The 25,044-nt window shown below is 63.7% G+C and carries 21 protein-coding genes and 2 pseudogenes; 9 read left to right on the forward strand and 14 right to left on the reverse strand.

Annotation, left to right across the window (positions count from 1 at the left end; translation table 11 throughout):
- The 5 genes from BM017_RS15525 to BM017_RS15545 form a co-directional block, all read right to left on the reverse strand.
- Positions 1 to 4,914: two-partner secretion domain-containing protein (locus tag BM017_RS15525; RefSeq protein ID WP_139216863.1), on the reverse strand; the 4,914-nt coding region annotated here is incomplete at its 3' end.
- A 22-nt stretch (positions 4,915 to 4,936) separates the two neighbouring features.
- Entirely contained in the window at positions 4,937 to 6,631 is a 1,695-nt protein-coding gene (locus BM017_RS15530; protein WP_092245921.1) for a ShlB/FhaC/HecB family hemolysin secretion/activation protein, read from the reverse strand.
- A gap of 424 nt (positions 6,632 to 7,055) precedes the next feature.
- Positions 7,056 to 7,982, reverse strand: a complete 927-nt coding sequence (locus BM017_RS15535; RefSeq protein WP_092245926.1) for a FecR family protein — start codon at positions 7,980 to 7,982, stop codon at positions 7,056 to 7,058.
- 37 nt (positions 7,983 to 8,019) lie between these two features.
- The gene (locus tag BM017_RS15540; RefSeq protein ID WP_092245929.1) at positions 8,020 to 8,565 is read right to left on the reverse strand and encodes an RNA polymerase sigma factor; all 546 of its coding nucleotides are present in this window, start codon (positions 8,563 to 8,565) and stop codon (positions 8,020 to 8,022) included.
- Positions 8,562 to 9,221, reverse strand: a complete 660-nt coding sequence (locus BM017_RS15545; RefSeq protein WP_170856085.1) for a TonB family protein — start codon at positions 9,219 to 9,221, stop codon at positions 8,562 to 8,564. Before BM017_RS15545 ends, BM017_RS15540 begins: the two co-directional genes overlap by 4 nt.
- 201 nt (positions 9,222 to 9,422) lie before the next feature.
- Here BM017_RS15545 and BM017_RS15550 point away from each other — a divergent pair, with 201 nt between their 5' ends.
- Together BM017_RS15550 and BM017_RS29640 are read left to right on the forward strand one after the other, a co-directional pair.
- The gene (locus BM017_RS15550; protein WP_092245932.1) at positions 9,423 to 9,734 is read left to right on the forward strand and encodes a hypothetical protein; all 312 of its coding nucleotides are present in this window, start codon (positions 9,423 to 9,425) and stop codon (positions 9,732 to 9,734) included.
- A 268-nt stretch (positions 9,735 to 10,002) separates the two neighbouring features.
- Positions 10,003 to 10,125, forward strand: a pseudogene (locus BM017_RS29640) (hypothetical protein); the annotation flags it as partial.
- 107 nt (positions 10,126 to 10,232) lie between these two features.
- Here the strand turns inward: BM017_RS29640 and BM017_RS28890 are convergent.
- Positions 10,233 to 10,406 (reverse strand): annotated as a pseudogene (locus BM017_RS28890) (NAD(P)-dependent alcohol dehydrogenase); the annotation flags it as partial.
- A 107-nt stretch (positions 10,407 to 10,513) separates the two neighbouring features.
- On the opposite strand from BM017_RS28890, the gene BM017_RS15560 reads away from it, so the two are divergent.
- The 3 genes from BM017_RS15560 (at position 10,514) to BM017_RS15570 (ending at position 13,707) form a co-directional block, all read left to right on the forward strand.
- Positions 10,514 to 11,410, forward strand: a complete 897-nt coding sequence (locus BM017_RS15560) for a VOC family protein (RefSeq protein WP_092245935.1) — start codon at positions 10,514 to 10,516, stop codon at positions 11,408 to 11,410.
- Entirely contained in the window at positions 11,407 to 12,798 is a 1,392-nt protein-coding gene (locus tag BM017_RS15565) for an alginate export family protein (RefSeq protein WP_092245937.1), read from the forward strand. Before BM017_RS15560 ends, BM017_RS15565 begins: the two co-directional genes overlap by 4 nt.
- Positions 12,799 to 12,888: 90 nt before the next feature.
- On the forward strand, positions 12,889 to 13,707 hold the full coding sequence (locus BM017_RS15570; RefSeq protein ID WP_092245939.1) for an alpha/beta fold hydrolase: 819 nt from the start codon (positions 12,889 to 12,891) through the stop codon (positions 13,705 to 13,707).
- A gap of 55 nt (positions 13,708 to 13,762) precedes the next feature.
- Here the strand turns inward: BM017_RS15570 and BM017_RS15575 are convergent, their stop codons facing one another.
- Positions 13,763 to 14,149 carry a DoxX family protein gene (locus BM017_RS15575; RefSeq protein ID WP_071488263.1) on the reverse strand — a complete coding sequence of 129 codons (387 nt, stop codon included), beginning with the start codon at positions 14,147 to 14,149 and terminating at the stop codon, positions 13,763 to 13,765.
- Positions 14,150 to 14,226: 77 nt separating this feature from the next.
- A complete protein-coding gene (locus BM017_RS15580) occupies positions 14,227 to 15,102 on the reverse strand; it encodes a LysR family transcriptional regulator (RefSeq protein WP_071488262.1) in 876 nt (291 codons plus the stop codon).
- Positions 15,103 to 15,214: 112 nt separating this feature from the next.
- On the opposite strand from BM017_RS15580, the gene BM017_RS15585 reads away from it, so the two are divergent.
- Together BM017_RS15585 and BM017_RS15590 are read left to right on the forward strand one after the other, a co-directional pair.
- Positions 15,215 to 16,447, forward strand: coding sequence for a YbfB/YjiJ family MFS transporter (locus BM017_RS15585; RefSeq protein ID WP_092245942.1), 1,233 nt, complete (start codon positions 15,215 to 15,217; stop codon positions 16,445 to 16,447).
- On the forward strand, positions 16,444 to 17,430 hold the full coding sequence (locus BM017_RS15590) for an NAD(P)H-quinone oxidoreductase (RefSeq protein ID WP_092245945.1): 987 nt from the start codon (positions 16,444 to 16,446) through the stop codon (positions 17,428 to 17,430). The genes BM017_RS15585 and BM017_RS15590 overlap by 4 nt, the downstream gene beginning before the upstream one ends.
- On the opposite strand, the gene BM017_RS15595 is transcribed toward BM017_RS15590, so the two are convergent.
- On the reverse strand, positions 17,431 to 18,549 hold the full coding sequence (locus BM017_RS15595; RefSeq protein ID WP_092245948.1) for an alkene reductase: 1,119 nt from the start codon (positions 18,547 to 18,549) through the stop codon (positions 17,431 to 17,433).
- Between the two features lie 78 nt (positions 18,550 to 18,627).
- Entirely contained in the window at positions 18,628 to 19,305 is a 678-nt protein-coding gene (locus tag BM017_RS15600) for a type 1 glutamine amidotransferase domain-containing protein (RefSeq protein ID WP_092245952.1), read from the reverse strand.
- A gap of 159 nt (positions 19,306 to 19,464) precedes the next feature.
- Here BM017_RS15600 and BM017_RS15605 point away from each other — a divergent pair, with 159 nt between their 5' ends.
- Positions 19,465 to 20,409: a GlxA family transcriptional regulator gene (locus BM017_RS15605; protein ID WP_092245955.1), complete on the forward strand. Its 945-nt coding sequence runs from the start codon at positions 19,465 to 19,467 to the stop codon at positions 20,407 to 20,409.
- Here the strand turns inward: BM017_RS15605 and BM017_RS15610 are convergent.
- A complete protein-coding gene (locus BM017_RS15610; RefSeq protein ID WP_092246184.1) occupies positions 20,387 to 20,893 on the reverse strand; it encodes a GNAT family N-acetyltransferase in 507 nt (168 codons plus the stop codon). The two genes, BM017_RS15605 and BM017_RS15610, sit on opposite strands and share 23 nt — an antisense overlap.
- A 168-nt stretch (positions 20,894 to 21,061) precedes the next feature.
- Here BM017_RS15610 and BM017_RS15615 point away from each other — a divergent pair, with 168 nt between their 5' ends.
- Entirely contained in the window at positions 21,062 to 21,934 is an 873-nt protein-coding gene (locus BM017_RS15615) for an undecaprenyl-diphosphate phosphatase (protein WP_092245958.1), read from the forward strand.
- A 77-nt stretch (positions 21,935 to 22,011) separates the two neighbouring features.
- Here the strand turns inward: BM017_RS15615 and BM017_RS15620 are convergent, their stop codons facing one another.
- The 3 genes from BM017_RS15620 to BM017_RS15630 are packed head-to-tail and all read right to left on the reverse strand — an operon-like array spanning position 22,012 to position 25,044.
- On the reverse strand, positions 22,012 to 22,974 hold the full coding sequence (locus tag BM017_RS15620) for a Dyp-type peroxidase (protein ID WP_092245961.1): 963 nt from the start codon (positions 22,972 to 22,974) through the stop codon (positions 22,012 to 22,014).
- A 50-nt stretch (positions 22,975 to 23,024) separates the two neighbouring features.
- Entirely contained in the window at positions 23,025 to 23,843 is an 819-nt protein-coding gene (locus BM017_RS15625) for a sugar phosphate isomerase/epimerase family protein (RefSeq protein WP_071489134.1), read from the reverse strand.
- 1 nt (position 23,844) lies between these two features.
- A complete protein-coding gene (locus BM017_RS15630; protein WP_092245963.1) occupies positions 23,845 to 25,044 on the reverse strand; it encodes an NAD(P)/FAD-dependent oxidoreductase in 1,200 nt (399 codons plus the stop codon).

Consider the following 25,044-nt stretch of genomic DNA (forward strand, 5'->3'; position numbering starts at 1 on the left):
CGCCAGGACGTTTTTCGTGTAGTCCCCTACCAGGTTGAAACTGGCCGCCGCCAACGTGTTGAACAAGGCATTTTTCAGCGCGTCACTGACACTGCCGCCCTGCCCCAGGGCTTTGTTCAGCAACACAGAGGTGCCGTTCTGCAGCGCCTGGTTGGCCGCGAATTGGCCGACGCCGCTCCAGGTGCCCAGCGAGCCGGAGGTGGCCACTTTGCTGATGGTGGTATTGGTCTGCGCTCCGGTCCATGGGTCGAAGTAACCCACCGTCAGGCCGGCAGTGATCGCCGAAACCCCGTAGCCCTTCAGGGCATCGGACGACGTCACGTCCTTGAACACGGCACCGAGATTGCCCCGGTTGTTGACCACGCTGACACTGGCATTGGTCGAGGCGCCGGTCGCAATCGCACCCACCATGGCGCCGCCGACACCGCCGCCTGCTGCGGCCGTCGCCATGGGCCCGATGACCGCCGACATCACAATGGCAATGATCAGTTGCGAGGCCGGCCCCAGCCCGGAGTGGCTGTACTTGAAGCTGTCGTGGACCTCCCTGACCTGACGCCAGTCCACATCCCCGCGCTGTTCTGCGTCCTTGAGCCAAGCCAATTGCGGGTCGGCCTTGACCATCGCATCAATGGACTGGCTGACGCTCTGCTGATTGACCTGCTTGATGTCGATCTGCAAACCGTGGACGGCCTGGATCGCAATGGTGCCCCCGGCAACCAACTGGCTCTGGCGCAGCGTTTCGTCAGTGCTGCCCTTGCCCTTGGATGCCACCCAGAATGCGTTGTTATTGGTCTTCTCGTGGCTCTCCTGATGCAGGTCCTTGACCGCTTCGAAGGTCACCGCCCCACCACTGGTGATGGCGATATCCGCCGCGCTTTCCAGCCTTGCCCCTTGATACAGCTGATCGCCGCCGCTGATCAGGTCGAGGTTGCCGCCTGTGGTGATCTGGCTGCCCACCGCACGCACGTCGGTGACTTCGTCGCGTTGGGTCTTGAGGGCGCCGAAGCTGCCTTTTTTCTTGTAGTCATACAGGCTGTAGTCGCTGTCATTGGCACTCAGCAGTTGCAACTGCCCACCCGCCACCAGATACGCATCCTTGGCGCTGCTGACCTGGCTGGCGTGCAGCACGATGTCTTGCCCCGCGCTGGCGCTCAGTTGGCCGCCGGCGTTGAGCTGGCTGCCCACGTGACGCACCTGGGTGGTTTGCTCATGCTCCTTGGCGCCGCCGCGTTTGCTGTTGACCGCGTGATCGGTTTCGTTGGCAGCGGCCAACAGGTGGAGGTTGCCACCGGCGGCGACGGTCAGGTCTTTGCCGGCGTTGGCGTGGCTGGCCAATAGGGTGATGTCGCGCCCGGCATGCAGGCTCAGGCTGCCGGCGGCGTTGAGGTTGGCGCCAAGCTGTTCGGTGCGGCTGTGTTGGGTGACCCGGTGGCCGCCGTTTTCCGTGGTGCGCACCTGTTGGGTGTCGGTGACGGCGATGAGGTTGATGTCGCGCCCGGCATTCAGGCTGGCATCGCCAGCGCTGTTGATGTCGCCGCGGTTGGTGATGTCGCGCCCGGCGTTGAGCGTGAGGTGCTGTGCGGCGCTGATCTGGCCCGCCTGGTCGAGATGGGTGACAAGGGTGCCGTCGCCCTGATGCTTGGCGTGGGCGGTGCGCTCGTTGACGATGTCGCCGGTGACGCTGGTAAGTTCGATATGGCTGCCACGGATCTCGCCGGCCATCGCGTTGCGGATACTGTCGGTGGCCAGCAGGCTGATGCGTTCACCGGCGCTGAGCGTGCCGCCATTGAGCAGGCGGCCGTCGGCGATGGCGGTCAGCTCCTGTGCCGCTTTCAAGGTGCCGACACTGACGATATCGCCACCGCTGACCAGGTTGATGTCCCGGCCTTGCACCAAGCTGCCACCGCGCAGGTTATTGGCATCGACCGTCGCCAGGTACAGCACCGGCACCAGCACGTCTTCACCCTGCACCTGGCGTTTTTCCATCCATACGATGTCGTGGGTCAGGGCCGCCACCTGCTGCGCGGTGAGGCCGACGCCGACGCTCAATTGCAGGCTGTCGCGGGCACTGAGGCCGTTGTCCATCAGGTAGCGGAACTGTTCCTCGTCGCTCTCCAGCCCGGCGAGGAAGCGTTGCCCGGTCTTCGCCAGCACGGCGTCACGGATCAGGCGGCTTTCGTAGTAGCCGTCGCCCAGGCGTCGCCAGGCCTCGTCGGTGCTGTAGCCGATCTTGTCGAGCAAGTACTGGGAACTGAGGAAGTTGGCCAGGTGGGTGAACAGGGGATTGGTTTCAATCAGGTAGGGGCTGCCTGGATTCTTGCTGGGGATAAACAGCCCGTATTTACCGCTGGGGAGTTGGAATTCCGGCGGTTGGGTCAGGTCATCGCTGAGGCGATCCGGGCTAAGTTCAAGGTCGTTGGGGTTGTGGCCAATGTCGCCGGTCAGTTGCGCCAGGGTGTTTTCCCGCAGGGTGCCGTTTTGCAGGTACTCGGTGGCCTGCAGGTTGAGGCGGCCGCCGGCTTGCAGCGTGGCGGCATAGACTTCGCGGCCATCCTCGCGCCAGGTGGTGAGGGTGCCGGGGTTGCTGAACCCCTCTCCGGTCGAGCGGGCCTTGAGTTCGGCGAAACGCACGGGGTCGAAGGGTGCGTTATTGAAGGCCGGCAGGTCGTGGAATTCCATCTGGTCCCACAGGGCTTTATCGATGCGACCGGGGGTGCCGATGATGGTGCTGGAGATGCCGGTCTGGGAGGCCGCGCCCTGGTTGATAAGGCGGTTGGCGGAAAGGTGCACGTCGCCATTGGCGGCGAGCAGGCTGTAGCGGTTCTCCAGGGTCTGCGCGTCGATACGCAGGTCTTTGCCGGCCACCAGTCGCGCCGCCCTGGTGGAGTTGGGCGCGGCGGTTTCGCGCCAGATTTCGCTGATGTAGATAGTGCCGCGCTTGTAGCTGTCGTTGCCGTGGCAGTGCTGGCCGCAGACCCATTGGATACTGCCGCCGACCAGCTCGCGTTCGAGGACAAGGTGGGTGCGGGCGTTTTCAAACTCGCGGGCGTTGATGTGCAGGTTGCCTTCGGTTTCCACGCTGCCGGAGAGGTTGCTGAAGCGCGTGCCGGCGAAACTGAAGTCACCGACGCTGTAGAGGTCACCTTCAAGATTGCTGAAATGCTCGCCACGCACATGCAGGTCGCCGCCGCTGAACAGCAGGCCGCTGTTGGTGACGTTGGCAGTGAGCAGGAGGTTGCCTTGGCTGCCGAGCGTGCCGGGGTTATTCAGTTGAGCCGCATTGATCTGCATATGCCGCGCTGCGCTGAGCACGCCGAGGTTATGCAGTACATCGCGCACGCGCAGTTGGATGTCTTGGCCGCTGAGAATCTGGCCGTGGTCTTGGGTAAGGTTTGATGCGCTGATATGGGCATCGCCTTTGGCGGCGATCAGGCCGCTGTTGTTCAGGTCGCCATCGACCTGCAGGTGCAGGTGGTTGTCGCCGAGCAGTTCGCCCGCGTTGGTGAACGTGCCGGCCGCAATACTCAGCGCAGTGCCTGCCCCCACGATCTTGCCGCTGTTGTCGACGCTGTCGGCGACCAGGCTCAAATCGCCTTCGGCATGCAGCGTCCCGGCATGGTTGATGGCCTGTCCGGCGGCAATTTCAAGTTGGCCGGCGGTGACCACCTGGCCAGTGTTTCTCAGGTCCTGGCGGGCTTCGATCCTGGCGCTGTCGGCGGCGATCTGGCCGCTGTTATCGAGGCTGCCGCTGGTGATTTCCAGGTGGCCACTGGCATTGAGTTCACCCGGGTTATCCAGGCGCTGGGCCTTGATGCTCAGCTGCTTGCCCGCGATACGCCGGTCTTCCAGAATGCCGCTGACGACCTTGCCCTGGTTGCTCACCGTACTGCCTTCGAGGCTGACATTCCCGGCGCTGGCCAGGGTCTGCCGCACCACCAGATCGCCCTGGGCCTGCAGGTCGATATCAGCCATCGCAAAGGTCGGGCCTTGCAAGTCAATCGACGCGGCCTTGGCCGTGAGGGCGCCGACGCTGGTGGTGTGGGACAGGCTCAAGCCGCCATTGGCGTTGATCACGATGTCGCCGGCGGTGCTGGCCATATCGCCCGCCAGCCTTACGCCGACGCCCTGCTCAGTGCCCACCAGGCGAATCGTCCCGGCGTACATGCCGCCGAGGGCGCTGGCATCAATGGCCAGTTGCGGTTTGTCCCGGCCATCTTCGGCATGGGCACGGGCCTGCAAAGTGTCGGCACTGACATCGTTACGGCCGGTGATAATGTTGAGCTGGTCGGCATGCAGTTGCGCGTTGAGCTTGGCCGTGCGGGTGATCAGATCGAACTGGCTGACATTGCGGGCATTGAGCCCGGCGCCCTCCAGCGCAATATCGCCGCCGTCTACGCGAAAGTGATTCAGCCGCCCACCTTCGATCACGGGCTTGCCGGTGGTCAGCGTCGCGCGCGGCGTATTGATAAACCCGCAGCCATTGCAGGTGATGCCGTGAGGATTGGCGACGATCACCCGCGCGGCATGCCCCGCCACTTCGGTGTAGCCCCCCAAGTAGCTGCGGTTGCCACCGGTGACTTCGTTGAGGATCACGCTGGCAGGCCGCCCTTGCAGGCCTGGGTTGCCGAGGATCACACCGCCCAGTTGGGTGTTTTGCGTGGCCTGGGTGGCGTTATTGAGGATCAGCCCGTTGCTGCCGACGTTGTAGTCGGTGAACAGGTTATGGGACAGCCCGCTGCCATTGGGCCCGGCGATATTCACCACCGGCACGCCGTTGGGCGCATGGCCGAGGCTGGTGTCGGGGCTGGCCGGGTCCACGCTCAGCTCGGCGGCGGCCGCGACAATCGGGTTGAGGAAGATGATGCCTGCGAGGCTCAGGGCCAGGCACTGGTAAAACGGGCGGCGCACGTCCATAGGCTAGGTTCCTTGTTGTTATTCAGAAAAACAGGTCGATTCGGGCGTAGATCGGGTGTTCGCGACGTTCAACGATGGCCGGGCGCTCCAGGGAGCGGGCGAGCACCAGCGAAGCGGCAAGGTGAGTACCGCTTGCGCTGAGCTCCCAGGCATGGCCGGTAAGGCGCCCGGCAACGTCAGGGTTGTGCGGGCCACGGCGGATCACTCCGACGTCGTAGCCAAAGCCCACGCCCACTTCGTGCACCCAGGGGCGCAGCGCCTCCCAGGCCACCGGTTGGCGCCAGCGCACCTGGCTGCGCCAGTAGCCGCCGCTATTGCCCGAAAGGTTCTGTTGCTGGAACCCGCGCACCGCACCGAGGCCGCCGACGCTCAGGCGTTGTGGCCCATAGAGTTCGTCTTCGGCGTGTTGGCCGGTGGCAAGGCTGTCGACACTCCAGTGCTGGCCCAGCCAGCGAAAGGCCTGCAAATAGCTGAGGGTCAGGGTGTATTTCTGATAGCGCGAGGTCGGCGCGCCGCGCTGTGTAGAGAGATCGCGCTGGGCGTCCAGGGCGCCGATGCCCTGTTGCCAGCCGGCATCGAGGTTGAGAAAGGCGTTGCCGATGCGGCGGCCATGGTTGAAGCCCAGTTGACGCTCCGTGATGCGATGGCTGGAGGTGCGCAGCAACGCGTCTTCCAGGTAGTTGCGGGTCCGCAGGTGGCTCAGGCCAAAGCTGAACGCCGTCTTGCCCAGGTTATCGCGGTGCAGCACGCGCTCGGCGCGCAACTGCTGGCTGGACGTCTCGCCTGACAGTGCGAAGGCAAACCCGGAAAGGTCGTTGCGCGTGCGGTAGAAGCTTTGGCTGTGGCTGACATTGAACGTCCACCAACCATACGGCAGGCTGTAGAACAGGTTCTGGCTGTGGGAATGGCGCCAGCGGTCACTGACGGTGTCGCGGCTGGCCCGCAGGTTCAATTGATCCGCCAGGCCCAGGGGGCTGTCCCAATCCAGGCCGATACCGGCCTGCTGGCGACCGGTGCTGGCATCGCCATGGTTGTTGCGGTTGGCCGAGACACGCCAGGGTTCGCGGCGCTCACCTTTGAGCGTCACGCGGCTGCCCCCCACTGCCTGCCCCGGCAACACCTCAAGCTGCGGCTGGCGCGAGGGCAAGCGCGACAGTTGATCCACCCACTGCTCCAGCTCGCGCAGGTCGAGCACCTCCCCTACGGTGCCGGGAAAGGTCATGGCGGACTCCAGCGGGCTGGCCAGCGATGAGCTGTCGAGCCCTTCAAGGCGCCCTTCGACCACGATGATGTTCAGTTCGCCATGTTTCAGGTCCTGCTGTGGCAGGTAGGCGCGGGTGGTGACGTAGCCGCGATGCAGGTAGTGATCGGTGAGGCTTTTGAGCACGGCGTTGAGTTGGGGCACCCCCAGGCAACGCCCCTGCCAGGGTTGCAGCAGCGCCTCTCGCTGGCCTTCGGGCAGCAATGTCGCGCCTTCAATGTTGATACGCGTGACGGTGATGCACTGGCCGTCTTCCAGCAGCGCGGGAGCCGTTGGCACAGCGATTTGGCCGGGCAGGTTCTGCAGGTCTTCAAGGCGACGACGCTGCTCTTCCAACACTTGCTGCTGACGCTCACGGGCCAATTCGCGGTCGCCGGGCGACACGGGGGACGCGGCAAGAAGCGGACCTGAAAACAGCGCTATCCCCAGCAGCGCAGGTCGAAAAACAGCCGGCATCCTTTCACCCTCACACAGGTACTCAAATGGAAAGAGCACCCATGCTGCCGAGGCTGAAACGCTTAAGGAAAACAGGAAAGGTTACAAAAAATTCGGCGTTCCTGAGGGCGTCGCCTTGTCTGTCACACAGGCGTTGGAGGGCTGTCAGATGCTTCCGAACAATGTCAGTCGAAGGAAGAAACCGGATAGGAAGTGAGACTTGAAACGTACATTTCCTGGTTTTTTCTTACGCTGAAAGTCCTTTCCCCTACAAACGAGAAAGACAATTCAGAGAGGATAAGAAAGGAGATCTGTCAGAGGAAAAAGACCGGTCGCTCAACCCATGAGCACACAGGCATACCTGAAAGCGACAGGCGTAGATTAGCGTTCTGGCCCGGTCCATTTACATCGTAAAAATTGGAGTTACCCGACGAGCGGCAGCCCCTCAACTCAACAACACCACCCCACCCGGCAACTCCGTGCACTTGGCCCCATACGCATCGCGGATCAACAACGCCACGCCCGCCAACTGCTGCAAACTGAAGCGCGCCTGAACCCGACGCTGGCCCAGTTCCTTGTTCAACAGCAGCAGCATGCCCGGGCGATAACGGTTGATCTCGTCCACCACCGTCGCCAGCGTGGCGTTGTTGAACACCAGCACCTGTTCACGCCAGGCCACCACTGCCTGGGTGTCCACCATTGTCACCTCGCTGACGCCGGACGCGCCGTAGGTGAGTTGCCGGCCGCTGTCCAGGCGCACGCTGCGCCCGGCGATGGCCACCGCGAGTGAACCGTCGATGCAGGTGACGCATACCCGGTGGTCGGTATTGCGCACATTGAAGCGTGCCTGCGCCGCGCTGACCGAGCCCTCGCCAGCCTGGACCAGCAGCGGTTGCGAAACGTGGGTGACCACCTCGACTTCGCCTTCGAGCAGTTCGATGCCCTCGCCCACCCGGCTGATGCGGGTCTGGGTGTTGAGTTCCAGGCTGATGCCTTGGCTCAACAGCACTTGGCGCTGCTCGCCGACTTCGGTGCGATAGTCCGCTGTGAGCCCGGCGAAGCCGCCCGGCACACCGACGCGCACCATCACCACGGCTGCCGAGGCGGCGATGGCCCCGCCGAGGAAGGCACGGCGGCCAAAGCTGCGCGGTTGCGACATTTGATCAAGGGCCGGGGACAGTTGCTGCCACAGCGCCTTGGCCTGTTCGAAAGCCTGGGCGTGTTCCGGGCTCTGCGCGCACCAGGCTTTGAGGGCCTTGGCATCGGCCACGGTGGCGCGGCCCGAGGTCAGCAGGAGCAGCCAGTCGCGGGCTTCATCGTGCAGGGGGCTGGCGGCGGACTGCCGGGCGGTGGAGAGGCTAAAAATATTCAAGCGCGCACGTACTCACGGATTTATCAGGGACTCGACACTAAGACGGTTTTCCGGCCCCGGGACCGAACCGCTGAATCACTTTTCTTTCCAGGCGCTTGGCACAGTGGCCCAGGGCGGCCTTGATTTCCTTTTCGACCATGCGCGTGGAAATGCCAAAACGCTGGGAGATTTCCAGGTGCGGCGCCTCTTCCAGGCGCGCGGCGATAAGGATCTTGCGCCGACGCGCCGGCAGTTCGTAGAGGGCCTTGACCAGGGATTGGATTTCTTTCTGGCCGCCCACCACTCGCGACGGGTCCTGGGCTTCGTCGGCGCTTTGCAGCAGCTCTTCCACCTCGCCGCCGGTGAGCAGGCGCGCATCGGCCTGGCGGCGGTCGGCGGCGATGTTCAGGGCCATGCGGTACAGGTAGGCATTGGGCTGTTGCAGGTTCGGCGGCACGTCCATGCGGTCGACGCGCAGGTAGGTCTCGTGCAGCACGTCGTTGGCCAGGTCCTCCGAGCCCAGGCGCTTGCGCAACCGCACCTTGAAGTCTTCGTAAGAGGCCAGGAACAGGCTGACCATCGTACTGTGCCCGGTATTTTTCATCCCTCCGAGGCTCCTTTTGCGGCTGTGCATTCCATGCGCGTTCCTGTTGTGTCAGGCATCAAAAGTAAAGTCACCGGTTGGCGCAGCGAGCTTGGCGCCGGGCGTTCGACCCGCGCCGCTGCCAGGCTGCGCACCAGTGCTTCATCGCGTTGTTCGTCGCCGGTGGAACTCACCAAACGGCTGTGTTCGACCCGCCCATCCGGGTTGACCCACACCTGCACCAGCGCGCGAAAACTGCCGGGCCGGGTCAACGGCGAGCGGCACAGGCTGGTCTCGATGGCTTGCTGCAACGCCGTCGCGTAGCTGTTGTTGATCCGCGCAGCGTTGCGTGCCGCCGCACCCCGCGTAGTAGGCGGCGGGCTGACTTGCGGGGTCTGCAAGGTAAACGCATCGCTGCGTGCATAACGGGCCATCAGGCCACTCCCTGTCAGCAACATCGCCAGTGCCTCTTGCGCCGTGAAGCGCCCGCGCACGGCGATGGAGCGCCGCCCGCGCGTCAACTCACGGTCCACCAGCACCGCCATCCCGGTGGCACGGCTGTAGGCTTGCAGTGCATGTTCCAGGTCCTGCGCCGGCAGGTTCAACGGCAGCAGCGGTGACTCTGCCTGCGCCGCGCGACCAGCGGCCAGCAGCAACAGCAAGACCAGGGCGCGCATGACGCGCCTCCAGGCTCCCTGTTCACCCCCTGTTCTGCATCGCTGCACGGCCGACGCGCCCTAGAAAACCGTCATCCTGAGGCCAGTTTATGAACCTGATGTTACGGTGATAGCAAAAAAAACATCACGGTGATGAGAGACTCGCTGCACTAGACTTCCAAGCCTTACCGGCCCACTCCTTCGGGCCTGCCAGGAGGCCCGATGAAAACCTTGCCGACCCTTGCCAGCCTGTTGCTGTGCGCTGCCCTGCCCCTGTTCGCCCATGCCGAAAACGCTGCCGGCACGTGCGCCGAGGTCAGCGTGGATGGCTACAAGGCGCCCGACTATGGCTGCCTGAGCCAGCAGATGGGCAACGACACGAACGCAACCAAGGCGGCCAAAAGGAACCGCGAGGCGCAGAACCTCCCCATCGAAAAACGCCCGCCGAACGCGGTGGGCCTATCCACCCCGGCGGCGACCAGCGTGCGCATGGGCAATACCTTCGGGACGTCGGTGAAACCGCAGCGGCCCTGAGGGCCAACCCTTTCAAAACGGGCGATAAGTCCCCTGTGGCGAGCGGGCTTGCCCCGCGTTGGGCTGCGCAGCAGCCCCAAAACCAGCGCCCGGAGCATGCCTGATTCACCGCATTCCTCCTTCCAGGGTCGCTTCGCAACCCAACGCGGGGCAAGCCCGCTCGCCACAGTTGCAGTGTTCGCTCTTAACGGGAGGGTTTCAGCCAGAGACTGGGAGCACTGGATCGCGTTTACCCTGCTGGTCGGGCTGGGGCTGCACATGATCTGGTGGCAAGCGTGCGGAGATGGTCGGTGGTGTGGTGCTGATGCTAGTGGGGGCGACAATTCTGTACGAGCACCTCTTGGTCCAGGCACACCGCAAAATAATGTGGGAGGGGGCTTGCCCCCGATAACGGCGGGTCAGTCAATTATGCGGTGACTGCCCGACTGCTATCGGGGCAAGCCCCCTCCCACAAGGGTTCTACAGCGGTTCAGGGAATGCGTTTCACGCCGCTTGGCTTTACTTTTTCAAGCTGTCCATATCGATCACGAACCGATACGTCACATCGCCCTTGAGCATCCGCTCATACGCCTCGTTGATACCCTGGATATCGATCATCTCGATGTCCGAGACAATCCCGTGCCTGGCGCAGAAGTCGAGCATGTCCTGGGGCTGCTGGATGCCACCGTTCAACCATGACCAGCATGGACGCTGAATCGTTCAACCGAGCACGTCCGTACAATCCGCCGGTCGGCCCCGTCCCTAAGATCGAGACTTTCTCAAAACGCGGGAGAGTGGGTATGTGTAGAAAAGTCAGGACGGTATCGCTGGCAGTCACCTTGCTGGCCGGGGCCATGATGAACAGCGCCTTCGCCGCTACACCGGCGGTCGCCGTGGCCCCGCAATACGACACCAGCCACGTCTATGTGGCACCGGCCGATGTGGAGCGTTTTACCCAGAGCTTCCTGGCCACATTCGGCGGCACAAGCACACCCCAAGTGGTGGTGAACGTGTTGCCGGTGCCCAGCAGCACCACGTCGCAACTGCTGCAGACCCCGGCAGGCACAGTGTCGCTGTTCGGTTTCACCACGCCGATCCCGCACCCGTTCGGCCAGGAGCGCAACGGTTACCTGGTCAAGGACATGGACGTCGCCCTCAAGGCCGCCCGGGAGAACGGCGCGGCGGTGATCGTCAGCGACTTTCCCGACCCGATCGGGCGTGACGCGGTGGTGCAGTGGCCGGGCGGTGTGAACATGCAGCTTTACTGGCACACCAAGACCCCGGATTACGCCGCGTTCCAGACCGTGCCGGAAAACCGCGTGTACCTCAGTGCCGAGCGTGCCGACACCTTTATCAAATCGTTTATCGGCTTCTCCCACGGCAAAGTCCTGGCCGATGACAAACATGCCCCTGGCGTGGATATCGGCCAAGCCAACGGCAACTACCGTCGCGTCGACATCGAATCGCCATTCGGGCGCATGGCGGTACTGGTCACCAACGGCCAACTGCCCTACCCGTTCGGCCACGAGACCACCGGGTATCAAGTGGCTGACCTGACGGCCACCCTGGGCAAGGCCACCGGCTCCGGCGCGAAAGTGTTAGTGCCTGCGTTCGACAGCAGAGGCCGTCGCAGTGCGTTGGTGGAATTTCCGGGCGGCTACGTCGCGGAGATCCATCAACTCAACGCCGCAAAATGATGCGCCGCACAGGCTGGGGCCTGGCCGTGCTGTGGCCGGTGCTCGTCGGCAGCGTCCACGCCGACGAGCAAGCGACACGCCCGGCCATCAAGGCCAACCGCTGGCAGGAAGACTGGTCGGTTTTGCAGGACCCGGCGCTGCGCACGCAGCCGCTGGACAGCTTGAAGTACATCCCGCTGTCCAGCGCGAACCCCTACACCTACCTGTCCCTGGGCGCGACGTTGCGCGAGCGTTTCGAGATGAACGATGCCAGTGGCTTCGGCGTGCGGGATGTGAAGCGTGATCGCTACCTGATCCAACGCTTCCAGGTCCACGCCGACCTGCATCTGAACGAGCACTGGCGGGTGTTCACCCAATTGGAAGATGCGCGGGCGTACGACAAGACCACGATCGGCGGCGCCGACCAGAATCGCGTCGATCTGCGCCTGGCCTTCGCCGAGTACGTGAATACCTTCAGCAGTGGGACTCTCAAGGCCCGTGTCGGGCGCCAGGATTTCGCCTTCGACCTGCAACGCTTCATCTCATCGCGGGACGGCCCGAATGTGCGGCAGTCCTTCGATGCGCTGTGGGCCGACTGGGAGACCTCCAACTGGCGTTTTATCGGGATCGCCAGCCAGCCGGTGCAGTATCAGGACGGGCGTCACTTCGACGACAAATCCAACAGCGATGCGCGCTTCCACATGGTGCGTGTGGAGCGACTGGTGGGCGGCAAGAACGAGTTGTCCGCCTACTATGGCGTGTATGAGCGCACCGGCGCCCACTACCTGGACGCCGACGGCGACGAGACCCGCCACCTGTTCGACGCACGCCTGGGCGGCGCGGCCATGGGCTTTGACTGGGACATCGAAGCGATGCTGCAAAGCGGCTCGGTCGGCAACAAGGACATTCGCGCCTGGGCCGGTGGCAGCCGTACCGGCTACACCTTCGACAGCCTGGCCTGGAAACCGCGCATCGGCCTGCAACTGGACATCGCCTCGGGCGACCGCAAAACCGGGGATGGCACCGTCGGCACCTTCAACCCGCTGTTCCCCAACGGCTACTATTTTTCCCTGGCGGGCTACACCGGCTACAGCAACCTGATTCACGTCAAGCCGTCGATCACGGTCAAGCCGATCGACAGGCTCAGCGTGCAAACCGCCATCGGCCTGCTGTGGCGCCAAACCACCAGCGACGCGGTCTACACCCAGCCCAACCTGCCGGTGGCCGGCACCGCAGGCCAGGGCGATCGCTGGACCGGCGCCTATGCGCAAGTGCGCACCGATTATGTGTTCAGCCCCAACCTCACCGGCGCCGTCGAGGCCGTGCACTACGACGTGGGCCAGACCCTGCGCGATGCCGGCGGTGACGACAGCAATTACCTGGGGGTCGAGCTCAAGTTCAGCTGGTAACCCCAAGCAAGCACACCCGTACAAGCCCTCGAGCCGGTTAACGGCAATAGTGATCCTGCGTTTTATCCCCCCCTCGATAAGGAGATGTTCATGAGCACATTCGTCGCCAAAGACGGTACCCAGATCTATTTCAAAGACTGGGGCAGCGGTAAACCCGTGCTGTTCAGCCACGGCTGGCCGCTGGACGCCGACATGTGGGAATACCAGATGGAATACCTGAGCAGCCGCGGCTTTCGCACCATCGCGTTTGACCGCCGTGGGTTCGGCCGCTCGGATCAGCCCTGGACCGGCAACGACTACAACACCTTCGCCGACGATATCGCCCAGTTGATCGAACACCTGGACCTCAAGGACGTGACCCTGGTGGGCTTCTCCATGGGCGGTGGCGACGTCGCCCGCTACATCGCACGCCACGGCAGCGCACGCGTGGCCGGCCTGGTACTGCTGGGCGCGGTCACACCACTGTTCGGCCAGAAAGCGGACTACCCGCAGGGCGTGCCGACTGAAGTGTTCGATGGCATCAAGGCCGGCCTGTTGAAAGACCGTGCGCAATTTATCAGCGACTTCAACACGCCGTTCTTCGGCATCAACCAGGGCCAGAAGGTCTCTGAAGGCGTGCTGACCCAGACCCTGCAGGTGGCGATGCTGGCATCCCTCAAGTCGACGGTGGATTGCGTGACCGCGTTCTCCGAAACCGACTTCCGCCCGGACATGACCAAAATCGACGTGCCGACCCTGGTGATCCACGGCGATGGCGACCAGATCGTACCGTTCGAAACCACCGGCAAAGTGGCGGCCGCCTCGATCAAGGGCGCCGAACTGAAAGTCTACAAGGACGCGCCACACGGCTTCGCCGTGACCCACGCGCAGCAGTTGAACGAAGACCTGCTGGCGTTCCTGCAACGCTGAAACACCTGCACCACCCTCTCCTTATTTTGGCCGGGCTTGCCCGGCCTTTTTTTGCTCAGGAGAAACGCTGGCCCAGGACCAGGCGACCGGGCCCGCTGATCAGCAAGGTGGTGAAGATGATCAACAGCAGCCAGCCGAACTGCCCTTCGAACAACGTCCACTCCGGGTGCACCACCAACAAAGCGATCAACAGCACCGCCAGGATCGGCAGGCACGCCAGGCGCACCAGCACCCCGGCAATGATCAGCAGCGGGCACAGCACTTCAGCGAAAATCGCCAGCAACAACGTGATGTTCGCCCCCAGGTGAAACGGGTCTTCGATCAGTTGCAATTGCTCGCTGTAGTTGAGCAACTTGGGCAAGCCATGCACCCACAGCAGGAACAGCGCCCCGCTGATCCGCAGAAACAATAGTCCCAGGTCCTGACGCGTCGATTCGTTCATACGTGCTCTCGGTTGATTGCCACAAACAACGATTGTGTCGACCGAGCCACCGCCGCGCTTGCAAGCCTGTGCTGACCTCACTCCCCGGTGCCGGCAAACGCCGCCACGATCTCATCGATCACCGCCCGCACCCGTGCGGTGTGGCGCAGATCGGCGTGGGTCACCAGCCACACGTCATATGGCAGGGGTCGGGTGCGCTCCGGCCACAGGCGCACCAGCCCGTCGCGCTCACCGGTGCACACCGGGATTTCGCCGATGCCGATGCCGGCAGCGATGGAGCGGCGCACCAGCAGGCTGGAACTCAAGGCAGCAACGATGCGCCCGCGGCCGAGGGGCTCGGAGACCAGGGTCATGTCCTTCTGGCTTTGCAGGTGAGGTTGGTAGACCACCAGGTCATGGCCTTCGAACAGGCTGCCCGGCTCAGGTACGCCGTGACGCTCGAGGTAACCCTGGGACGCAAACAACCCCAGCGGCCAGCGCGCAATACGCCGGGCGATCAGGTCGGGGTTATCCGGGCGCTGGTTGCGCACGGCGATATCGGCTTCGCGCTTGGCCAGGCTGAGGATCTGCGTGGAGGCGTCCAGTTGCACGCGCACGTCGGGGTGTTTGTCGTGCAGGCAGGCGATGGCCGGGATCAGGAAGTCGATGGCCAGGGAGTCGGTGGTACTGACCCGCACAGTGCCGGTCAGGCGGTCATCCAGGCCCTGGATCTGGCGCTCCAGGTCGAGGGCCGAGCGCTCCATTTTCTCCACCGAAAGCAACGCCGCTTCGCCGACCGCCGTGAGCGCGTAGCCTTCGGAGGTGCGCAGGAACAAGGTTGCGTTCAAGGACTTTTCCAAGGCGTTGACGCGGCGCCCTACGGTGGCCTGGTCCACGCCCAGTACCCGTGCGGCGCCGCGCAACGTGGATTCGCGGCACACCGCCAGGAATACCCGTGCATCGTCCCAATTCATGCGGCCTCCCATTGATGCAGATATGCATCATCATGACGCTAATTCGCTGCATTATTGCATCTAAAAAGCCCGATATGCTGACCGCCGCAGAAAAAACTTCAGGACAGCCATCATGCTCGACTCCCACGCACCATCCCGCAGCGCGGTCTGGCTGCCGATCTTTGCCGGCCTGTGTGCCAGCCTGGTCAGTATCGGCCTGGCACGCTTTGCCTACACACCGCTGATCCCCAGCCTGATCCAGGCCCAGTGGTTTTCCGCCAATGACGTGGTCTACCTCGGCGCCGCCAACCTGGTGGGTTACCTGATCGGTGCGCTGATCGGCCGGCCCATCGCCCAGCGCACCTCCAATACGACCGCCCTGCGCATCATGATGGTAGCGGTGACCCTGGCCTTCTTCGCCTGTGCCTTCCCGTTGTCGGTGGTGTGGTTCTTCGCCTGGCGCCTGCTCTCGGGGATTGCCGGCGGCGCAATCATGGTGCTGGTGGCCGCGACCGTATTGCCCCACGTACCGGCCGCACGCCGGGGCCTGGCCAGTGGCGCGATCTTCCTCGGCATCGGCCTGGGCATTGCCGGCTCCGGCACACTGGTGCCGCCGCTGTTGAGCCTGGGCTTGCAGCAGACGTGGCTGGGCCTGGGCCTGCTGGCGTTGCTGTTGACGGCGGCCAGCTGGTTCGCCTGGCCCGGCGTTACGCTGCATGAAGCAGCAGCACCAATGGCCACTTCAGCGCGGATGCCGTCCGGCGTGTACCTGCTGTTCGCCCAGTACGCCTTCATGGCCGCAGGCCTGGTGCCGGCGATGGTGTTCCTGGTGGATTACGTGGCCCGTGGCCTGGGTGATGGTGCGCACATCGGCGCGATGGTCTGGGTGACGTACGGCCTGGGCGCGATTGTGGGGCCGGTAAGCTACGGGTTCCTCGCCGATAAACTCGGTGCACGCCTGAGTATCCGTGTGGTGCTGGTGGTGCAGGCGGTTGCCGTCGGCCTGTTGCCGCTGGCCAGTTCGTTCACTGCCCTTGCCGTACTGGCGGTGATCCTCGGTTCGTTCCCGCCAGGCATCGTGCCATTGGCCTTGGCGCGGGTGCATGAATTGCTGCCCAACCATCATCAGCAGCAGGTAGCGTGGAGCCGCGCCACCGTCTCCTTTGCTACCTTCCAGGCACTGTCCGGGTTTGCCTACTCGGCACTGTTCAACAGCAGCGGTGGCCAGCATGCGCTGTTGTTCGTGATTGCCGCTGGCGCCATCGTGGTCGCCCTGGCCCTGGAACTGGGCATGATTGTGCTGAACCGTCGACCGCTCGACACGGTCCCAACCCATACGCTCCCCCTTACAGGATTTGCCAAATGACCCTGCCTACCGACATGACCCTGATTGAAATCACCACGCCCGGCGGCCCCGAGGTGCTCAAGCCGCGCCAGGAACCGGTGCCCTCCCCGGCCTCCGGCGAAATCCTGATCCGCGTGCACGCCGCCGGGGTCAACCGCCCCGACGCCTTGCAACGTGCCGGCAAGTACCCGATGAAACCCGGCTTCAGCCCGATCCCCGGCCTGGAAGTGGCCGGCGAAGTGGTCGCGCTGGGCGAAGGGGTCAGCGAATACGCGATTGGCGACAGGGTCTGTGCCCTGACCAATGGCGGCGGCTACGCCCAATACTGCACGGTGCCCGCCAGCCAGGCGTTGCCGGTTCCCGAAGGCATGGAGTGGATTCAAGCCGCCGCCATCCCGGAAACCTTTTTCACCGTGTGGGCCAACCTGTTCGGCATCGGCGGCGCGCACAAGGGCCAGCGCGTGCTGATCCACGGCGGTACCAGCGGGATCGGCACCACCGCCCTGATGCTGTGCCGCGAATTCGGTATCCAGGCGTTCGCCACCGCTGGCAGCGAAGAGAAATGTGCGGCCATCCGTGCCTTGGGCGCTGAAGCCATCAATTATCGCGAGCAGGATTTTGCCGAGGTGATCGGGGCTCAAGGTGTCGATGTGATCCTCGACATCATGGGCGGCTCCTACCTCAACAACAACCTCAAGGCCCTGGCCATGGACGGGCGCCTGGTGATGCTGGGCTTCCTCGGCGGCGCCAAGGCCAATGACGTGGACCTGCTGACCATCCTCGGCAAACGCGCCGTCGTCACCGGCTCCTTGCTGCGCGCCCGTACCAAGGACGAGAAAGCCGCCATCGCCGACCAACTGCGCGAGCACGTATGGCCGGTGCTGGCAGCCGGGCGCTGCCTGCCGATGATCGACCAGGTGTTCGATTACACCCAGGCCGATCAGGCGCATGCGCGGATGGAAGGTGGCGATCACATTGGCAAGATTGTGTTGCGGGTGGTTTGATTACCCGGCGAACACCGGGTAGTCGACATAACCCGCTTCGCCTCCCCCATACATCCCTTCCGCCCGCAGCGGGTTCAACGGCCAGTCGTTGAAAATCCGCTGCGGCAAGTCCGGATTGGCGATAAACGGCCGCCCGAATGCGATCAGATCCGCCAGCCCCGCTTCAACCAGTGCTGCACCGCGTTCAGCGGTGTAGCGACCGGCATAGATGATCCGCCCGCTGAAGGTGTCGCGTACCGCTCGGCGAAATGATTCGGGCAATACCGGGGCGTTATCCCAGTCGGCTTCGGCAATGGACACATAGGCGATGCCCGACGCTTCCAATACCTTGATCGCTTCAATGTAGGTGTGGTGCGGGTCGTCTTCCACCAGGCCGATGTACACCCGGTCCTGGTCGGTGCCGCTGAACAATGGTGAGAAGCGCACGCCCAGGCGCTCGGGCCCGACCACGGCGATCACTGCTTCGACGATCTCGCGCAGGAAGCGCAGGCGGTTGTGCAGCGAGCCACCGTACTCGTCGTCACGCTGGTTGGCGTGGGCCGAGATGAACTGGTTGACCAGGTAGCCATTGGCTGAATGGATTTCCACCCCATCAAACCCCGCATCCAGTGCATTGCGCGCTGCCTGGGCGTAGTGCCCGACCAGGTCCTTGACCTCCTGCGTGGTCAACGCACGCGGTACAGGCGGTTGCATCAATTGCCCCTCGCCCGGCGCCGTTTCGATAAAGGCCTTGGCCTGAATTGCCTGGATAGCAGAAGGTGCGACCGGTGCGGCACCCTCAGGCTGCAACGCGCTGTGGGACACCCGACCGACATGCCACAACTGGGCGAAGATCACCCCGCCTTCGGCATGCACCGCCTCGGTGACCTTGCGCCAGCCGTCGATCTGCGCCGGCGTATAAATGCCCGGCGTCCACGCGTAACCCTGGCCACGCGGTTCAATCTGCGTGCCCTCACTGACCATGAAGCCGGCACTGGCGCGCTGGCGGTAATACTCGGCCATCAAGTCAGTGGCGATATCGCCCGGCTGGGCGCTGCGCTGGCGCGTCAACGGTGGCAGCACAATACGGTTGTTCAGTGTGTGGTGACCCAGTTTCACCGGGGTACTTAAAACGGTCATCTCATTCTTCCAGATTACGAGCGCGCGAAAGCATTGGCGACTTATTCAAGTCGCCAATGCATCAAGCGGTTTATTGAGTCAGGCGGTGAGTTTCAGCAGGGCCTTGGCGACATCGCTGGAACTGCCGGGATTTTGCCCGGTGACGAGCAAGCCATCGGTAATGACAAAGGACTGCCAGTCAGCGCCTTTCTCATACAGGCCACCCAGCTTCTTGAACTCGTCTTCCACCAGGAACGGCACTACATCGGTCAATTCAACGGCGGCTTCTTCCGAGTTGGAGAAACCGGTGACACGCCGGCCCTTGACCAACGGCTCGCCGTTGACCGCCTTGACATGACGCAAGGCACCCGGTGCATGGCAGACAAAGCCGATCGGCTTGCCGGCACGCTCGAAGGACTCGATCAACGCGATGGAAACCGGCGATTCCGCCAGGTCCCACAGCGGGCCGTGGCCGCCTGGGTAGAACACGGTGTCGAAGGCATCGGCGTTGACCGAATCCAGCTTCAGCGTGGTCGCCAGGGCCTGTTGCGCGGCCGGGTCGGCGGCGAAGCGGCGGGTCTGTTCGGTCTGGAAGTCCGGCTGATCGCTCACCGGATCCAACGGCGGCTGGCCGCCGGCCGGGGATGCCAGCACCACCTCGGCGCCGGCGTCCTTGAACGCGTAATAAGGTGCGGCAAATTCTTCGAGCCAGAAGCCGGTCTTGCGGCCGGTGTTGCCCAACTGATCGTGAGAGGTCAATACCATCAATACTTTCATTGTCGAGTGCCTCGGGATGACTGTGGGTTGAAGCTTAGGAGCCCGGGCGTCGTCTCACAACGTCATATCCGCAAGGTTTTCGGACATCGCTCGACGGCAGTTGCCGTTTCTCGCCCAGCCACCGACAATCGCGTCTCCCCTACCCCCTGGAGAAACACGATGCACAGCGTTGCGCTGCTGGTCTACCCGAATTTCGAATGCCTGAGCCTCAGCGTGGGCTCGGTGTTCGAGTGCGCGAACCTGTTGCGCGGCGAGCCGGCCTATGCGTTTCACCTGGTCTCGGAGACCGGCGGCGCGGTGATGACATCCCAGGGCTTTTCGGTGAACACCACGCCCATTCGGGCCGAGGGCTATGACACCTTGATCGTCGGCGGCTACATGGAGTTTCGCCTGCCGGAAGCCAACCTGCTGGAACAGGTCAAGGCCGCCTCTGCCCAGTCGCGGCGCGTCGCGTCATTGTGCATGGGCATCTTCGTGCTGGCCGAAGCCGGCCTGCTGGAAGGCAAGCGCACCACCACCCACTGGATTCACGCGCCGGCCTTTCGCAAGCGCTACCCGCACATCCAGCTGGAAGAAGACAAGTTGTTCGTGGTGGACGGCCAAGTGTGGACCGGTGCCGGCATGAGCGCCGGGGTGGACCTGGCATTGGCCATGGTGGAGAACGACCTGGGCAGCGACCTCGCCCGGCGCATTGCGCGCAAACTGGTGATTGCCCAGCGTCGCGGCAGTGAACAATCGCAGCTGTCGGCGCTGTTGGAGCTGGACCCCAAGTCAGACCGCGTGCAACTGGCCATGGCCTACGCCCGTGAGAACCTGACCCACGACCTCACGGTGGAGACCTTGGCCGATGTCGCCCGGCTGAGCCCGCGCCAGTTCAGCCGGGTGTTCCGTGAGGAAACCGGGCAGACACCGGCCAAAGCCATCGAAGCCCTGCGCGTGGAAGCCGCCCGGGCACTGATGGAAACCAGCCGTCACCCGGTGGAGGTGGTGGCCCGCGAAACCGGCTTTGGCGATCGCGAGCGCATGCGCCAGGCGTTCCTGAGGGCGTTCGGGCAGCCGCCGGCGGTGATGCAACAGGCCTTTAATGCAGGGCCGCCCGCGTAACCAGGTAACTGACCAACTGCGGGTCATCCTCCAGCTCTATCGTCTGTACCGGGCGCGGCAGGTTATCCAGCACCGTGCGCCAGAACGCCTGGGACACTTCGTCCTGGTCATAGAACCGCACCAGCCAATTGGCCTGGCCGCTGCACAGCACCTGGCTGGCGATGGCACGGCCGATGCCTTTGCGGCGGTAGCGCTTGAGGATGAACAGATCGGCCAGCTCCAGGGCATCGATGCCTGGCAATTCGCTGCCTTCGATCAGCAGGAAGCCGGCAATGTAGCCATCCACCAGCAGCAGGTTGGCGCTCCATTGCGGGTCTTGCCAGTAGCGGGCCAGGTGTTCGTCATGGATGTAGAAACGGCCGTCCGCCTCCACATCTTCCTGTTCCCAGTCGGACGACTCATAGGCGTAGTACTGGTAGAGATTACGGATCAGCTCGGCGGCTTCGGGGCCGGTCTGGATCAATTCGACGGTGACTTCGGGCATGGGGCTCTCGGTGAAAAAACGCAGGGCGCCATTGTTCACAAAACGCGAGGAGAGGCCAACCTTTCTACTTGCTGAACCGATTGCAAATAGGTGTTGCCTCGCCCAAAACCTTGAAACATTTCGAATAAACTTCGTGAAATTTGCCCCTGCTCTTCAAGGACACCTATTTTGACCAACATGTGTACCGCCGGCCTGGATGTGGGTTTTGCCTCCCTCGATTACCTACAGATCTTCATCCTTGGCGTGATCCAGGGCATTACCGAACTGCTGCCGGTGTCGTCCACCGCCCACATGCGCGTGGTGCCCGCCCTGCTCGGCTGGCAAGACCCCGGCTCGGCGTTTTCTGCGGCCATGCAACTGGCGGCGCTGGCAGCGGTGGTCAGTTACTTCTGGCGCGATGTGCGCCAGGTCACCACCGGCAGCATCGGCGCGGTGCGTCGGGGTGACTACAACGACCGTTGGTTCAAGTTGGCGGTGGCGATTGTGCTGGCGACCCTTCCCATCGGGATTGCCGGCCTGGCGTTGTCGTCGACCTTGAATGCCTGCAACTCGCCGCTGCGTGGGCTGATGGTGATCGGTATTTCCTGCGTGGTGATGGCAGTGCTGCTGGCTGTGGCGGAAGTACGCGCACGCCACACCCGTGAGGTGAGCGAAATGCGCCTGCGCGATGCGTTGATCGTCGGGATCGCGCAAATTGGCGCGTTGATTCCGGGGGTATCGCGCTCCGGCTCTACGCTGACCGCTGCGTTGTTTCTCAATTTCAAGCGTGAGGAAGCTGCACGCTTCTCCTTCCTGCTGGGCCTGCCGGCCATCGCCCTCGCCGGGCTGAAGGAGTTGTGGGTGTTGCTGCACGCCGACATGCCGGCCCATGCCTGGCCGCATCTGCTGTTCGGTCTGGTGGTGGCGAGCGTCTCGGCGTTCTTTGCGATCTGGGGCCTGATGAAGTTCCTGGAGCGGTTCTCCACCTGGCCGTTCGTGATCTACCGCGCGCTGTTGGGGGTGTTCCTGATTGTGGCGGTCAGCACTGGGTGGCTGAGCTGATCTGACATTAATCTCAAACCAGCATTAATCCAATGTGGGAGGGGGCAAGCCCTCTCCCACCTTTGTACCGTGTTGCCTTACAGACTGTCGGTTCGGTCGGCCAGTTCTTCCAGCAGGTCGGCCGACGGCACGAAAAACAGGCCGCCGGTGACTGCCGTGCTGAAATCCAGCAGGCGGTCATAATTGCCCACCGGACGGCCGACGAACATGTTTTCCAGCATCAATTCCAGGGGCTGCGGCGAGCGGGCATAGCCGATGAAGTAGGTGCCGAACTCCCCGGCACCTGGCCGGCCAAAGGGCATGTTATCGCGCAGGATCTTCACTTCTTCACCGTGCTCGTCGGTGATGACGGTCAAGGCGCTGTGGGAGTTGCTCGGCTTGGCTTCTTCGTCCAACTCGATATCCGACAACTTGGTGCGCCCGATCACTTTCTCCTGGGCCTCCACCGTCAAGCCATTCCACGCCGTCATGTTGTGCAGGTACTTCTGCACCAGCACGTAGCTGCCGCCACGGAATTCGCTGTCTTCGTCGCCGACGATGGTGAAGCCCTCGGCCTTGCGCCCTACCGGGTTCTCGGTACCGTCGACAAAGCCGATGATGCTGCGCATGTCGAAATAGCGGAAACCCTGGACCTCATCCACCACCTTCACGCTGTCGCCCAGGGCCGCCATGAGATGGGTGGCCAGTTCGAAGCACAGGTCCATCTGTTCGGCGCGGATATGCAGCAGGATATCCCCCGGTGTCGACACTGCCATGCGCCCCTCCACGCCGAACTCGCGGAACGGGTGCAGCGCCGCCGGGCGTGGCGCGCCGAACAGGCGGTCCCAGGCGTCCGAGCCAAACCCGCAGACGCAGGTCAGGTTGCCGGCCGGCACGCGCTTGCCCACCGAGCGCACCAGCCCGGCGATATCGGCGCACCAGGCGCGTACCGTGTCCTCGCTGCCGGGGGCGACGGTGGCGACCATGAAAATCGCGCTGCTGGTGATCGGGTGGCACACGGACTGGGGTTCCAGGGGCGGCTGAACGGAGGATGGGGTCATGGTGAAAGTCCAGGCTAAAGGGCGAGATTGAACCCGCGCAGATTAGCAGATCATTTCTGACAACTGCGCCACACCTCACGAATCAGCGCCTGCATCTTCAGCGCTTCGGACCAGCGATCGCTGATTTCGCACCCGTCCGCGCCGGTGATCGCATAAGGCGGCGGGCCGAGTTCGCAGGTAAAGGACAGGCTCTGCGGCGTCTGCGGGCGCGCCAGCCAGTCTTCGATCCCGTAGCGCCACCACTCGGTAAAGCGCCGGACCCAGGCTTGGTGCTGGGGAAACGCCAACGAGACTTGCACCTGCTCGCTGCTGGCTACCCGACCGTGGAAACCCCAGCTGTGGCGCAGGATGCTGCGTATCTGCGCATCGTCCTCGGCGGCGCCCGGCTCCGGCAGTTCGCGCCCGACCACGTAGTGGGACAGGTCGGCCAGCAGCTTCAAGTCGGGCATCTGTGCCAGCAGGTCAAGGGTGAACAGCAGATCATTGGTGAGGCGATAACGGTGGGTTTCCAGCAGCACCGGAAACTCCACCTGTTCGGCCAAGCGCTGCCAGCCTTCGACCAATCGCGCCGCTTCGCTTTGCGTGCGTGGGCGCACGTCGGCTTGCAGGGTGAGGTGGTGGCAGCCATAGCCACTGATCACCTCCAGCGCGGCGGCCAGGTCATCCACCGACTGCGGGAACAACTGGCCTTCGATCTGCAAGCCCTGCGCCGTGGCGGCGGCGTGCAGGCGGGCGACATCGGCGGGCTTGAAGTAATGATCGGTAATGCCGTCGAACCCGGCGGCCTTGATGCGCTCGAGTTGAGCCTCGAGTGGGCCGGGTTCGGTCTGCATGGCCCACAGGGATTGGAACACCAGGAATTGGCGCATATCAGCCTCGCAGCAGGTGTTTGAGGGACAGCTCGGGGTTGGCCAGGCTGGCGGGATCGAGTGAGCGTCGCGCGCTGATCAGGCGTTCGCAGAGCTTGATGTCCTTGGCCATGCTGTTGCCTGGCGCCCATCCGCACGCGCCTTGCAACTGGTGATCGGCATCGAGATGGAACAGCAATATGCCGCCGCCCGGCAATGGGCGGCTGACCGTCGAGGGCGTGAGCACGCCGACGGTCTGCAAGCCCCAGTCGTACTGGTCGGACCAGAACCCGGGAAGCGCCTCGAACGGCACATCGCGGCCCAGCAGGTTCAATGCCGCATGCCGGCCCTGGACCTCGGCGTTGCGCCAGGTTTCCTGGCGCTGATAGAGGCCATCCAGGCGAAACTCACACACGTCACCGGCGGCAAAAATATCCGGCGCACTGGTACGCAGGTGCGTATCCACGCGTATGCCCTGGCCCACGTCCAACCCCGCTGCGGCGGCCAATTCGATATTGGGTTGCATGCCGATGCCGACCACCACCAGGTCGCAGGGCAAGCGTTGCCCGTCCACCAGCAGCACGGCGTCGGCCTGGATCGATTCCAAGGCCACATTCAGGCGAACGTCGACCCCGTGCTGGCGATGCAGGGCCAACAGCGCCTCAGAGATAACGGCCGGCAACACCCGGCCCGCCAATCGCGGCCCGGCTTCGAGCAGGGTGACCTCACAGCCAAGGCCACGTGCCGTGGCCGCCACTTCCAGGCCAATAAAGCCGCCACCGACCACCACCAACCGCGTGCCGGGCTTCAGCGCATCGCGCAGGGCCAGCGCTTCATCGTGGGTACGCAGGTAGAGCACGTTGGCCTGCTCCTGAGGCAACCGGCGCGCCCGCCCACCGATGGCCAGCAGCAGGCCGGCGTACCGCAGCCATTGGCCATCGGCCAGTTGCAGACGATGCTGTTGCGGCTGCAACTGCGTCACTGGGTTAGCGGCGATGTGCTCGATACCCAGCTCGGCCAGTCGCGCGCTGTCGCACAGGCTGCAGCCGGCCAGGTCCGCCGTGCCCTGCAACACGCCTTTGGACAGCGGCGGCCGCTCGTAGGGCAAGTGCGGCTCATCGCCAATCAGGATCAGCCGCCCGGTGTAGCCTTCTTCACGCAAGGTCAGCGCCGCACGGCCGCCGGCATGACCGGCGCCGACGATGATCAAGGGATCGTGCAT

This window comes from Pseudomonas sp. NFPP04 (assembly GCF_900113815.1).
Taxonomy (GTDB): Bacteria; Pseudomonadota; Gammaproteobacteria; order Pseudomonadales; family Pseudomonadaceae; genus Aquipseudomonas; species Aquipseudomonas extremorientalis.